At 41.3% G+C, this 13,493-nt stretch carries 13 protein-coding genes; 8 read left to right on the top strand and 5 right to left on the bottom strand.

What is annotated here, in order from left to right:
- The first annotated feature begins 81 nt into the window (after positions 1-81).
- From BFP97_RS04930 to BFP97_RS04900, 7 genes are all read left to right on the top strand, one after another.
- Positions 82-519, top strand: a complete 438-nt coding sequence (locus BFP97_RS04930; protein ID WP_069841347.1) for a thioredoxin family protein — start codon at positions 82-84, stop codon at positions 517-519.
- On the top strand, positions 516-1,508 hold the full coding sequence (locus tag BFP97_RS04925) for an FAD:protein FMN transferase (protein WP_069841346.1): 993 nt from the start codon (positions 516-518) through the stop codon (positions 1,506-1,508). Before BFP97_RS04930 ends, BFP97_RS04925 begins: the two co-directional genes overlap by 4 nt.
- A complete protein-coding gene (locus BFP97_RS04920; protein WP_069841345.1) occupies positions 1,505-1,729 on the top strand; it encodes a DUF4266 domain-containing protein in 225 nt (74 codons plus the stop codon). The genes BFP97_RS04925 and BFP97_RS04920 overlap by 4 nt, the downstream gene beginning before the upstream one ends.
- On the top strand, positions 1,714-2,925 hold the full coding sequence (locus tag BFP97_RS04915; protein ID WP_069841344.1) for a DUF3570 domain-containing protein: 1,212 nt from the start codon (positions 1,714-1,716) through the stop codon (positions 2,923-2,925). Before BFP97_RS04920 ends, BFP97_RS04915 begins: the two co-directional genes overlap by 16 nt.
- 68 nt (positions 2,926-2,993) lie before the next feature.
- Entirely contained in the window at positions 2,994-3,419 is a 426-nt protein-coding gene (locus BFP97_RS04910) for a Rieske (2Fe-2S) protein (RefSeq protein WP_069841343.1), read from the top strand.
- 7 nt (positions 3,420-3,426) lie between these two features.
- Positions 3,427-3,612 (top strand): hypothetical protein, encoded by a 186-nt coding sequence (locus BFP97_RS04905; protein ID WP_069841342.1) that lies wholly within the window; start codon positions 3,427-3,429, stop codon positions 3,610-3,612.
- Positions 3,613-3,714: 102 nt separating this feature from the next.
- Entirely contained in the window at positions 3,715-4,758 is a 1,044-nt protein-coding gene (locus tag BFP97_RS04900; RefSeq protein WP_170827402.1) for a PepSY-like domain-containing protein, read from the top strand.
- Between the two features lie 94 nt (positions 4,759-4,852).
- On the opposite strand, the gene BFP97_RS04895 is transcribed toward BFP97_RS04900, so the two are convergent.
- The 5 genes from BFP97_RS04895 to BFP97_RS04875 all read right to left on the bottom strand — a co-directional run bounded on the left by BFP97_RS04895 (position 4,853) and on the right by BFP97_RS04875 (position 11,989).
- Complete coding sequence (locus BFP97_RS04895; protein WP_069841340.1) at positions 4,853-7,477, bottom strand: carboxypeptidase-like regulatory domain-containing protein; 2,625 nt, start codon at positions 7,475-7,477, stop codon at positions 4,853-4,855.
- Positions 7,478-7,505: 28 nt separating this feature from the next.
- Positions 7,506-8,456, bottom strand: a complete 951-nt coding sequence (locus BFP97_RS04890) for a FecR family protein (protein WP_069841339.1) — start codon at positions 8,454-8,456, stop codon at positions 7,506-7,508.
- A gap of 54 nt (positions 8,457-8,510) precedes the next feature.
- Entirely contained in the window at positions 8,511-9,026 is a 516-nt protein-coding gene (locus BFP97_RS04885) for an RNA polymerase sigma factor (protein ID WP_069841338.1), read from the bottom strand.
- 9 nt (positions 9,027-9,035) lie between these two features.
- Positions 9,036-10,892, bottom strand: a complete 1,857-nt coding sequence (locus BFP97_RS04880) for a glycoside hydrolase family 13 protein (protein ID WP_069841337.1) — start codon at positions 10,890-10,892, stop codon at positions 9,036-9,038.
- A gap of 98 nt (positions 10,893-10,990) precedes the next feature.
- A complete protein-coding gene (locus tag BFP97_RS04875; RefSeq protein ID WP_069841336.1) occupies positions 10,991-11,989 on the bottom strand; it encodes a hypothetical protein in 999 nt (332 codons plus the stop codon).
- 156 nt (positions 11,990-12,145) lie between these two features.
- On the opposite strand from BFP97_RS04875, the gene BFP97_RS04870 reads away from it, so the two are divergent.
- Positions 12,146-13,480 (top strand): M24 family metallopeptidase, encoded by a 1,335-nt coding sequence (locus tag BFP97_RS04870; RefSeq protein ID WP_069844203.1) that lies wholly within the window; start codon positions 12,146-12,148, stop codon positions 13,478-13,480.
- The last annotated feature ends 13 nt before the right edge of the window (positions 13,481-13,493 follow it).

The following is a 13,493-nucleotide window of genomic DNA, read 5'->3' as shown; positions in this document are numbered from 1 at the left end:
TCAGTCAGATAATTTTTTTAGAAGGGGGGTGGGGTAAACTCATAACTCCAGTATTCTCTAGTGATCAAGCAAAAACACTAGATGAAAAATTTACTCACCGTCCTCTCCTTAATCCTGCTACCATTCAGTGATTCCGTTGATTGGACTTTCGACTTCGAAGCGGCAAAAGCCAGTGCAGCAACATCCAAAAAGACCGTCTTGGTAGTCTTTTCAGGATCTGACTGGTGCAAGCCCTGTATACAATTACACAAAGAGCTTTTCGAGTCTGACGAGTTTAAAGCTTATGCAAAAGATAATCTGGTCTTAGTAAAGGCTGATTTTCCTTACAGGAAGAAAAACAGACTCTCAAAAGAACAGACCAAGCATAACGAAAAACTCGCGAGTCAATACAACCCCAATGGTGAGTTTCCTCTAGCGGTTTTCACAGGTGCCAGTGGAAAAGCCCTGGGAAGTTTTGGATTCGATAAGACCAAGCGTCCTGAAGATTACATCAAGGAATTCAACCAATATTTGAGATGAGACTGTTTTTGACCGTGATAAGTCTTCTGATATGCTGTTGTGCCGCCTTGGCACAACAGCCTCAGAAGTACCACAAGGTGCTGGAGTTAATGGGCTCGCGTTTTGAGATCAGCGCATTCGATGCAGATGCTCAAAAGGCCTGGGATGGCATTAATGCCGCTATTACTGAGATATCTAGAATCGAGCGATTGATCTCTTCTTGGGACCCGAATTCACAGACTTCCCTTATTAACCGAAATGCTGGAATCAAGCCAATCAAGGTAGATAATGAGCTATTCCAACTCATTCAGCGTGCTGTCCAAATATCAAGAATTACAGATGGGGCTTTCGATATATCCTATGCGTCAATGGACCGCATCTGGAAGTTTGACGGATCAATGAAAGAAATGCCTGATGCAGAAATTGTAAAAGAGGCTAGATCCAAAATTGGGTTCAGAAATATCCAATTAAATCCGGCCAAGCTTGAGGTATATCTAAAAGTGAAGGGAATGAAAATCGGGTTTGGAGCCATTGGAAAGGGCTATGCTGCTCAAAAAGCTAAAGAGAAAATGTCGGCCTTGGGGATCAAAAGTGGAGTAGTGAATGCAGCGGGAGATTTGATTGCCTGGGGCAAAGACATTGATGGCGAAAGTTTCAAAGTAGGTATTGCAGACCCGAGAAAGAAAAATCATGTTTTGTCATGGTTGAAGGTAAATAATACCTCGGTCGTTACTTCAGGAGATTACGAACGCTATGTCCTGTTTGACAATGTTCGATATGCACACATTATCGACCCCAGAACGGGTTATCCAACCACTGGAATCAAAAGTGTCACTATTGTCTCTGCAAACCCTGAGTTGGCAGATGCACTGTCTACCAGTGTCTTTGTACTCGGTATAGAAAAAGGACTTTATCTGATCAATCAATTGCAAGGAGTGGAATGCCTGGTGATTACAGATAATGATGAAATAGTAACCTCTAAGCACTTGGAAATCAACAATAAATCATGAACAAGAAACGACTTTTTATAGGACTGATAACCGCCTTAGGCTTTACACTTACACAATCGTGTACGAGTGTAAAGGGTTATCAAAAAATGTACTTGAATGATCAGGAAATGTCGCTGAGCGCTCGCTCAATAGACTATTTCTGTATCAATTTTCAATCGTATCGTGAAGGTGCTTCAGGTGCCAACGGTGGTAAAGTTGGCGGGGGATGCGGTTGCAATTAAGAGGAGTATTTTTCTTGGCTTTGCTGTCACTCGTTACGGCCAAAGTTGCTGCTCAGCGTGAAAAATCAGAAACCGATACTACTGGTTTCGAAATAAAGAAGCTGGCTGAATCAGATATCAGCCTTCTGTTCAGCTACTACACTCAGGACGGAAATAATTCACCTGTTACAGGTGGTCTGGGTACAGAGCAACTGACTGATCTGACATCCAAGGTCATTGTCAACTTGGTGCTGGATGAGAAAAACACCGTGTCTTTCGATGGCGGTTTTGACATGTATTCGTCTGCTTCAACAGACAATATTGATGACTTTGTGTCGTCTGCGTCAAGCAAAGACACCCGTGTACATGCGAATTTTGGGTATAGCCGAAAGGCCAAAAATGATTTGACATGGGGACTTAAACTTGGTGGATCAACGGAGTATGATTATAACTCTTTTCAGTTCTCTGGTTACGTCTCCAAGACCTCAAGAGATGGTAATCGAACATTTGGCTTGGCTGGGCAGGCTTTCATTGATAGATGGGAGATTATTTATCCAAGAGAGTTGAGAGACCGGCAATGGGTGACTACGGATCAAAGAAGGTCTTATAGTGTCTCAGCTAGTTTCTCTACAGTCATCAACAGGAGAGTGCAAGCAAGTATATCGGCCGATGTGGTAGCGCAGTCGGGACTCTTGAGTACGCCATTTCACAGAGTATACTTCACAAATCAGACTGAGGCTAGGGTAGAACGTTTGCCATTCAATAGACTAAAAATCCCTGTAGGACTAAGATTGAATTACTATGTGAATGACCTGTTGCTCTTAAGAAGTTATTATCGTTTTTACTGGGATGACTGGGGGATAACAGGCCATACAATCGCATTAGAAGCATCAGTGAAGCTGAACCGTTTCTTCTCGGTCTATCCGTTCTATCGATATCATACACAGTCGGAGGCCAATTACTTTGCGCCATTTGGTGAGCATACGGGTGAATTCCAGTATTACACTTCTGATTATGACTTGAGTAATCTATCGAGTCATCAGTATGGCATCGGCCTAAGGTATTCTCCCGCAGACGGAATAGGAAGATTAAGGTTGCCAGGTAGGAATAATAGACTTCTTACACTGAAGGAGATCAATCTCAAGTATGGGCATTACACACGAACCCCGAGCTTAAGCGCTAATATTTTCAGTATAGGAATGAACCTTAGTTTTTAGAAACATTAATAAATTAAAATATTAATACATGTAAAAATGTATATATGTTAAAATGATAAATATTAAATATGAATCGGAAAGACTTTTTAAAGAAACTGGGTGGGGGAGCTGCATTCGCACTCACGGCCACCTGCTTGGGAGGTTGCGCTGTTGAGAATATCAACCCAGACCAGCCTGGTAACAATGCTGCAATTGATTTTACACTAGACCTCAATGCAGCAGGCAATTCAAATTTATCGAATAACGGTGGATATGTCATTGTGAACAATCAGGTGGTGGTTGCAAGAACCACTGGAGGTGAATATGTGGCAGCTACAAGAACTTGTTCTCACGACCCCAGAAAAGAGGTCATTCTGAGAAATGGTGAGTGGTACTGCACTGCACACGGTGCGCGCTTCAGACTAGATGGCGCGGGATTAAATGGCAATGGTCGTAATGGACTAACCATTTATAATACTCAGTTAGATGGAAATATGCTTAGAGTTTTCGCTTAAAGAATGAATGATGAAGAAGCTAACAATGCTCATTACGCTTATCGTATTAATCGGCTTTTCAGGCTGTGAACAGATGAATCCGCCTGCTAATGCATCTGCTAGTGGCACAGATGTTCAGGTCACTCAGGGAGATCAAATGGGAGGCAATGAAAATGATGATGATGACGATGAAGAAGATGATGATGACGATTAATGAGAAATACCTCACCTAAGAATACCGCGAGAGCGTGTTGAAGAGGGCTTTGAAAGCCTGCAAGTGATAGAAATGATTTTAAAGTATTCAAAACTAGAAACAATGAAAATGATTAAAAATGTAAAGACCTATTTGGGCATGACAGCCCTGGCACTCTTAACGATTATGACATCTTGTGATAATCAGAACACCGATACTGTACCCATAGAAGAACAGGGCACGGCAGCGAGTAAATCACGACTTCGATTTGTTAATTCAAAAGACTATGATACTTCCGGAATGGACAGTTGGCAAGAGGTCACTGACGTACCAGGTGCGATACAGCAGTATGTAACCGACAATCACGCTAATGAGACTATTGAAGAGGCATGGATTACCAATACAGGTGAGTACATCATTCTTTTGAGTGATGATACTGTATTAGTTTTCAATGCTTCGGAGCAATTTATAATCTCGTTCAACTTAGAGGCCTATGCCGATGAATTTGAGGATGACTTTGAAGAGGTGGATTCTGCGGCATTACCGCAAGCGATTCTGGACTATCTAGTGGCAAACCATGCAGGTGTTGAAATAGATATAGCTGGAATAAATGCCGAAGATGGTGAATATGTGGTATTACTTGAATCAGGTGTTGTGTTGATCTTTGATATGGACGGTAATCTTCTTGATGAATTCACGGAAGACGACTATGATGACGATTACGATGAATATGAAGAAGTAGACACAACTTCGCTTTCTCAAGCTATTAAGGACTATTTAGCTACAAATTATACTGGTATTGCCATAGATTTTGCAGCCTTTGATACAGAAGAAGAAGAGTATCTGATCTTCCTGGAGAATGGGGTAATTGTGATTTTTGATAAGGATGGTAATTTCATCGAAGAAGAACAAGATGATGAAGACTATGAAGACGATTGTGAAGAAGTTGATATTGCCGATCTTCCAACAACCATCACCGACTATATTTCTGCTAACTACTCAGGTATTGAGATAGAAGAAGCATGGTATGATGCTGAAGAAAAGATATACTATATCGAATTGGCAAATGAAGTTGTGTTAGTCTTCAATGAGGATGGTTCTTTTGTAGAGGAATATACGGAAGATGATGATGATGATGAGGATGACGATGATGATGACGATGATTAGTCACCGATATTAGCTTATAAAAAGGCCCCGCCCCGAAACTTCGGGGGTCGGGGCTTTTTTAAGTTTAGAGATTTAAAATTGTTTAAGTCAAATACTAGAACCAGACGCGAAAGCTAAGGTTAGGAGTGAAGCCTAAAAAGAACTTAGTTCTTTCAAGTACGCTAATCTGATCATCCCGATCGAAGTCTACTGAATAAGCTGTGTTGAAGGTGTTCCTACGGTTCAGTAAATTGATAATACTGAGTCCTACTTCGCCACGAAATTTGGTGTTATCATTGCCGAACTTGTGCCAAACGGATAGGTCCAGGCGGTGATAATTAGGGAGCCTGAGCGCATTTGGAGTCGCAAATTCAAGGTCATAGATCAAATCGTCATCAGAAGGGTCTGGATCATCGTCATCATCATCGTCATCGTCAGATTCAGTACTAACCGTAAGGGTGGGAGTTGCCGTGGTAGGTAGACCTGTTTTGAATATATAACCTAAAGAAAACTCCCAGTTCTTCCAGTTGTAGGTGGTAGACAAGCGCAGCTGGTGTCTAATATTGAATGTTGAAGGAAAAGGGTTGTCAAAAATAGAATTTAATTCTACCTGCGAGTCTTGAAAGTTATAACTCAACCAGGACCTGAAGTATTTCCATCGTTTTCTAATCGTCAGGTCAAACCCTTGAATTAATTCAAAACCAGGTTCAAATGCCTGATCATTTTCGAATCCAAAACCTTGATTTACTGCCAAGATCCCGTCAATGTCCTTCACGTATAAATCAAGGTCCACCAACCAAGAGCTGTTATTATACACTAAGCCTAGAGTCGCTTGTCTGTTAATAATAATTGGTACGGTGGTTATTTCATCTTCATCGTCATTTAAGTCTGAGAGTAGCCAGTGTCGTTCGACTGCATTAGACAGCGTAAACTCAGACTCCTGTATAGTGCTCAAATATTGATGATAGATGCCAACCGAAGATTTAAATATCAAGTTAGACTTTAAGTTATAGTTGAATTTGGCCTGAGGGCTGAAATAAGCCTCTCCTAATGTTCCAACATGAGTCAGTCTTCCACTAAGAACAGCTTCTAATTTGTCATTCGGCCGATGGTTAAAGTCAAAGAAGAGGCTATTAACCAAACCTTCTGATCCAATGTCAGTAACGGCATCTTCCTCGAAGAACTCTGTTTCTGAGATTACATTGTCGACTGTGAATTGATTCAACTGGTAGCCGTACTCCAACATATTATTGTTATTGACTCTCCAGCTATTGGCTAATCGTAATTCAATGTTTCTAATGGAATTGCTTCTTGCAATTTCGTCATTGTCCTCTTCAAGTAAATCATCTCTCAAATTGGTAAAGGCATACTCCATGTCATAGTTAGAATAGCTTAGACTTGCCTTTAGAGAGTTGTTATCGTTAATTCTATGGCCGTACCCTAGGTTGAAACCAAAACTTTGGATTTTATGTCTTTGCTCTATATTGATTTCCTCAATTTCGTCTTGTTCGCGATAGTTGAAGTCACTGGAACTATTGACAATACTAGCCGTAAGCAGTGATCTGCTGTTCGGCTGGTAATCCCATTTCAGGTTGACATCATAGAAGCTCAAGTTGTTATCGAAGTCGTTTTCATCTTCTGTAACCTGATACAAACCTTGAGCATCTCGAGTTTCACTTCCAAAAAGCTTTGTTGAATAGGAATTATAAGTCCAAGTAGGGATGGCATCATTGTAAGACCTGCGTAATGCGATCATTAGAGAGCCCATATCTTGTTTGAATGGAAGCTTGGCATAAACGTCAGCGTGGGTCATATTGACGCTAGCTTCTGCCTTGGTTTCTCCATTGATCTGGTTTCTGGATGAAATGGAGATTAAACCGGCTGTGGCTCCACCATACCTCACTGGTACATAGTTCTTGTAAACATCTAAGGAGCCTATTGCCGAGGGAATAAAACTAGACACGTTGCCGAAGTAATGAGCCGTGTGATAAACCGGGATATCGTTCCAGTATAACAGCGTATTATCAGGAGCGCTACCACGGACGTTAATACCTGAGGCTGATTCATCATTTGAGGTAAGCCCTGATATAATTTGAGCTGAAAGCAAGACATCACGCTCTGAGAGGCCCGGCAAGATCTCCATTTGCTGAGGAAGTATCCTAAAGCTATTAGCTTTCGGGTCAGAGCCAATTCCCACATTAATATATTCCTTGATTTCGAAGTCTGTCAACTCAATGGGGGTAGGCTTCAACTTTACCTCAAACTGTTGCTTGCTATCAATTTCAGTGACATCAATAGTAAAGTCCTGAAAGCCCAGGTAGGAAATTTCTAAAATGGCCGATTTTGGATTCTGAAGGACCAGTTTTATCGTACCATCCAATCCAGCAACTTGTCCTAAAGCTGTGCCCTGGAGCCGTAGCGTAGCATAGGGTAGTGGATTACCTGTTTCATCATCTGAGATTTTTATGTCCAAGAATTTAGAAGCTGGTCTTTTAACAACATAGAACTGATCCTTGATTTTTTCTAATTCGAGGCTGGTCTGATCAATAATTTGCCCGAGAAGTTCCGATAAGTCATTATACCCTTGGGAAAGCGTGATCCGTTCATTCTTTATTTCATCAGGATTATAGGAAAAATAGATGGTAAACTGCTTTTCCAGATCGTTGAGTACCTGCTTCAAAGATCGGTTATTAGCACTGTAAGGCTTGTTGTCTTGCGCCTGGGTGTTAAGCGAGAACATTATTAAACAGACAAGTAGGATCGTTGATCTACTGACCTTTGATACCCAAGAGTACCAATCGCTTATTTGTTGAGTCGTATTGATATTCAATATTGTCTGCTCTTAGAACGAGTTTGATAGCCGCATTGACATCGTCATTCGGGAAATTACCAGTATATGGGGTTTCATCCAGCACTGATGTTGATTTAATGTCTATCCCAAATACATTCCTCAGTTCATCAAGTGCTTCCTTTAAAGTTACGTTTTCTAGCTCGGTTACCCCACTCATGATCCAGCTTGGTTTGCTTTCTCCGACTTCTTTCTTCCAAGCCCTTTTAAAAGATCCTTGATCAATTCTAACACCATCTCCAGGGGTTAGGTCTTTAGAAAATTCTCTTTTACTTACGTTGACCTTGCCGGTGTAGCAAACCACATCCAACAGTTCATTTCTGTTCCAGATATTGAATGATGTCCCCAATACCCTCACTGTACCCTGATCTGTCTCTACTTCAAAATTGATCCCTTTCGTTACTTCAAAGAAAGCTTCACCATCTAGGAGCAATCGTCTATTCTCGTCAAACTTGTCAGGATCGAATCGCAAACGAGAATTACTGTTAAGCGTAACCACCGATTGATCTGGCAGTGTAATGTTTTCAATTTGTCCTGCAAGGGTCTCGTAAACCGTATAATTAGGTCTTGTTAAGAAATAAACTAAAGATATGCCGATGACCACCACTGCGGCAGCAGCATATTTGAATAGGCTACCGAACTGAACTACTTTAGTTTCCGTAGGAGCAGAGGTGCTTCTTCTTGCCTTAAGCTTGGCCAGTTCGCTTTCAACATCGTATTCTGGCAGGGCTATTTTGTCTACGGAGCCAATGATCTCTTTAAACTCAGCTCCATCAGCAGAATTCTCAAATTCTTCTTTCTCCTGAGGTGTAAGGTCACCGCTCAGCCATCTGGCTAGAAAGTCTTCGCTATCGTTTATTTTATCGGCCATTTATACCAACTCTGCTTCTAAATACGTTGGGTCTTGTTTTACCCTACCTCTGGTTTAAATATTTTTATGAACCTGTCTAATTTTTACTAAAGCCTTGTGCATACGCTTCTCCACGGCTTTTACGCTAACATCTAGCATCTCTGCTATTTCATTATATGTTTTCTTTTCTATACGGTTTAATAAGAAGACCTCTCGCTGCCCCTCAGACAATTGGTTAATGGCTTCCTGAATTTGAAGGTCAAACTCAGAAAACTCCATTTGAAATTGAGGATCTTCTTTGTGTGTGGTTTTAGAAATAAATTGAATATGCTTTTGCTTGACCTTATCTTTGTCTACAAGCTTTAGCATTTGATTTTGTGCTACTCGATAGAGATATGCCTTGGCCATGTCTGGCATAACCTTTTCGCAGTTTTTCCAAAGCGTTAAGAAAGCTTCCTGAACCATATCAGCAGCTCTTTCAGCATCTTTGTATTTGTAAATTAGAAAATTGCGAATGGTAGGAGCTAAGGTTCGAAACAGCGATTCATAAAATGAATTATCACAGCTATTCTTTAAACCTGAAGTGTCCAAGTTCCTGTTTTACTTTAAGGTTAATACAGTGGTAGTCTTGCCAGCCACTGTGAAGTCCTTGCTAATATCGACTTTTTCGTCAGTTATCGCATTATGTCCTTCCGAATAACCTCTCAACATCTCAATGTGCTTTTGACGAGATATGGTAATGGGAGTATCATTCATATTCATGATCACCATTACTCGCTCATTATCGGTGTACCTGAAAAAAACATAGCTGTTGTTCTCTGGCACAAAATGTAACAGCTTTCCATGGTGGATCGCTTCGCTGTTCTTTCTCCAATTCGTGATTTTCTTGACATAGTTGAACATGTCGTTTTCCTCTGATGTTCTTCCTGATGCAGTAAAAACAGACCTTTCATCACCTTCCCAACCGCCTGGCATTTCTGCTCTTTTACCTGCATCTCCGCCTTGATTACCTTGTTTAAAAGCCAATTCAGTACCGTAATAGACCTGAGGTATACCTCTTGTGGTCAAAAGAAAGGTGTATGCCATCTTTAAATGCTCAGGTTTCTCCCCAAGCGTGGAATAGATTCTTCCAATGTCATGATTATCTAAGAAGATCACGTTCTTCATAGGGTCAGAGTAGAGTCTATCCTGTGAAAGCGCGTAGTAGAGTTTCATGAGACCACTTTCCCAGCCAAAATTGGAGTTGAAACCATCTCTTACGGCAAAATGGATCTGAAAGTCAGTTACGCTTGGAAGAAAGGAGTTGTATCCATCATTTTCACCTTCTCTATCTTCTTGCCAGTATGATTCATGGGCTACCGTCTCGACCCAAGACTCACCTACAATATTGAAATCGGGGTAGGCCTCGATCACTTCTTTCGCCCAACGGGCCATATATTCCTTATAAGGATAGACATAAGTATCCATTCTAATACCGTCAATGCCGCTATATTCGATCCACCACAATGTATTCTGGATCATGTAATCGGCCAATGTTTCATTCCTTTGGTCAAGGTCCGGCATTTCATCTACGAACCAGCCTTTGATCAGTCGGTCTTTGTCATGTTTTGAGGCATAGGGATCGGATGCTACGGGACTGCGGTAACTTGTGTTGCCATACACACTTTGGTCATGTACCCAGTTTTTAAACGGCAAATCCTTCATCCACCAGTGCTGATCACCGATATGATTGTGAATCATATCCATGATGACTTTCAGTCCTTTAGCATGGCAAGCATCAACAAATGCTACAAATTCTTCATTACTACCAAATCGCCTATCAATTTTATACATATCAGTAGCTGCATAACCATGATAAGCTTTGTATTCAGGTGTCTGATCATTTTCAAAAACAGGGGTCAACCATACGGCAGTCATTCCAAGTTCCTTAATGTAGTCTAACTGTTCTAAGACTCCCTGAATATCTCCACCGTGACGACCGCTTGGGTCATCTCTTCTGGCGGGTTCCAGCATGCCTTCGATGGTGTCATTATCAGGGTTGCCATTCGCAAAGCGATCAGGCATGAGCAAGTAAATCACATCCTCACTGGTAAAGCCCTGGTTTCGGCCATCAGGTGATGGTCTTTCTTTTAACTCAAACTGAACAGGCCGTTCCTTCTTCTTCTTTTTAAGGGTCAGATCAAATTTACCAGCGGTTACATCCGGCCCTAATTCAAGGTTTAGGAAGAGGTAGTTGGGACTATCGCCCGTTACTTGATTGACTAAGGTGATACCCGGTACATCTACACTTGCACGCCATGAAGAAATATCTTCACCATAAAGGGAGATTTGCAGCTTTTCGGTAGGCATGTTGGCATACCAAAAAGGTGGCTCTACCTTTAATTCTGGCAACTTCTGACCGAAGGCTACCTGTGATAAGAGCATTAGGATGATGAGAATCTTACTTGAGTTTTTCATTTTGCGCGTCTGAATGAATTTGAAACTAAGGAATTCTTGAGAATACCAGAAGCTAAACAACGTCTGATTGGGCTTAAGAGAGCTGCAAACGTTTGTTATTACTTGATTAGAAAGTCAATGACTTTGTCAACCACCGAGGCTGCGATCCAGGTCAGTAGTGGAATGATCAGAAAAAATACAAAACGAGAGGCTGTTGGAATGTTGACAGGTATTTCCAAGGTATTTTCAATAGTCTTCTTATAGCTAATCAGGTCAATTACGTTGATGTTCTTAAGGTTATTTCCAATCCGAGATCTTTTAAGAGCCTCATTGTCGCCCTCAATTGCGGCTTCTATCAGACGAATTTCTTTCTCTTTGGCTTCGACAATGCGCTTTCTTATGCCCTTTAAGGGTCGCTGAATCATAATAATTATAGTCGGCACCAATACAAGCATGGCGGGGTTGGTGGTAAGGTCATTAATACTGAAAGCAAAAATGAACAAGATGGCATAAACACCTGTAAATGCGAGCATGCTAATAATACCTGCACTGGTCAGAGGCATAAACCGTTGTAGGTTGAGCAAATCAACTTTGATCTTTTGAGAAAGTTGATTCATGATGGTCATGTTCCTGGTGTAAATGGAAATCGACTGGGTGATCACAATCCAAAGCATAACGAGGTGAACTACCCTCCACCAGTTGAGGTATTCGAACCTTGCCTCACCTTCCAAAATAGTTCTTATAAGGCCAAAATATGCGTGTCCTAAACCTACCATGGCGGCAATTAAGGTTTCGACCCAGAGACTTCTGTGATGATTGAAGCCTGAAGACCACCTCGTTCTTTCTTCTTCATTGAGCTCTGCATATCCCAAAAGCTGATTAAACTGCTTTTTGTGGCTGTTGTTTATCAGGTGAGAGATGTACACCAGGTATCCGAAAGATAAGACGTAAAAGGAGGAAATGTTCTCGTAGTTGTTCCAAGACAAAGCAATATTGTCTGCTTTAAAGACGATCGTCAAGGTAATAATACTAGGAATCGGCACCAGCAGTGCAACGATTAATGGTGGTACTTTGCCGGATGTTAGCCTAAGTAGAAGAGGGGTGTGAGGTTTCTTCATTGGCTTAAAATAAGAAATGATTTTCTACTTCTCACTAATGGCACTGAAGTCGATGGCTCAGGCATTCGTTTGCAATTCAATTTTTGTTCAAAGCTTTAGTATTGAGCATTTGATGTTAAGGGTGTTTTACCTATTTTGAAGGATCAAACCTTCGACATGAAAAGACTATTACTGGCGTTCTGCCTGCTGACTATCTACACCATTTCTTTTGCTCAAAACTCAGGTCCAGAAATACTCTCAATGAAGGAGAGGGCTAGCGTAATCAATGAGTTACTGGAAGACAAAGTGCAAAACTACCTCCCTGCGATAATGAGGCGAGAAGGCATTGATATGTGGGTCGTTATTTCCAGAGAGTATAACGAAGATCCTGTAATTAAGACGCTTTTGCCAGCAGAATGGCTGGCTGCAAGAAGGCGAACCATTCTGGTCTTTTTTGATAAAGGAGGAAACGAACCGATTGAGACTTTAGCCGTGGCACGATATGATGTGGGTTCTGTTTTTAAAAGTGCTTGGAATAAAGAAGAACAACCTGATCAATGGGCCAGACTATCTGAAATCATTGAAGAACGGAAACCGAAGAAGATCGGCATTAATAAATCAGCGTATTTTGGTTTGGCAGACGGCATCGTTGCTACTGATTTCGAGGAGTTTCAAGGAGCACTTAGTAAATCCAATCAAAATAAGATCGTTTCGGCCGAAAAAGTAGCCATCGGTTGGCTTGAAACTCGAACCAAAGCCGAAATGGCAATCTATCCACATATTGCTCGAATTTCTCATGATATAATCAAGGAGGCTTTTTCTGATAAAGTAATTACACCTGGAGTCACAACCACGGAAGATGTGGTTTGGTGGATGAGAGAAAAAGTCAGGGAATTGAAATTAGTGACCTGGTTTCATCCAACAGTAGATGTTCAAAGAGCAGACCCAGAGAGTTTTGAACACCTAAGGACATTTAGCAAAAGACCCGATAAGAATGTGATTCTCCCGGGGGACTTACTGCATTGTGACTTTGGAATAACGTATTTGAGATTGAATACCGATATGCAAGAACTGGCGTATGTGCTAAAACCGGAAGAGAAAGATGTACCACAGTTTTTGAAAGATGCACTAAAAGTGGGAAATAGGTTACAGGACATTTTCACCAATAACTTTAAAGAGGGTAGAACAGGAAACGAAGTATTAAAACTCAGCCGTGAACAAGCCATATCAGAGGGAATCAAACCATCAATTTATACCCACCCTATAGGTTATCATGGTCATGCTGCTGGAACTACTTTGGGCATGTGGGATTCTCAAGGAGGGGTGCCAGTTACGGGAGACTACCCCTTGCACCTGAATACTGCCTATTCAATTGAATTGAATGCTGCGACTTATATCAAGGAGTGGGATAAGGAAATTAGAATTATGCTTGAGGAAGAGGCCTATTTTGACCGCTCAGGAGTTTGGTATATAGATGGTAGACAGGAAGAGATATTTATTGTCAATCAATAGCATTCTCAATGCA

Origin of the sequence: Roseivirga sp. 4D4, assembly GCF_001747095.1 — a bacterium.
GTDB lineage: Bacteria > Bacteroidota > Bacteroidia > Cytophagales > Cyclobacteriaceae > Roseivirga.
This window is presented reverse-complemented; position numbering and strand designations above follow the sequence as displayed.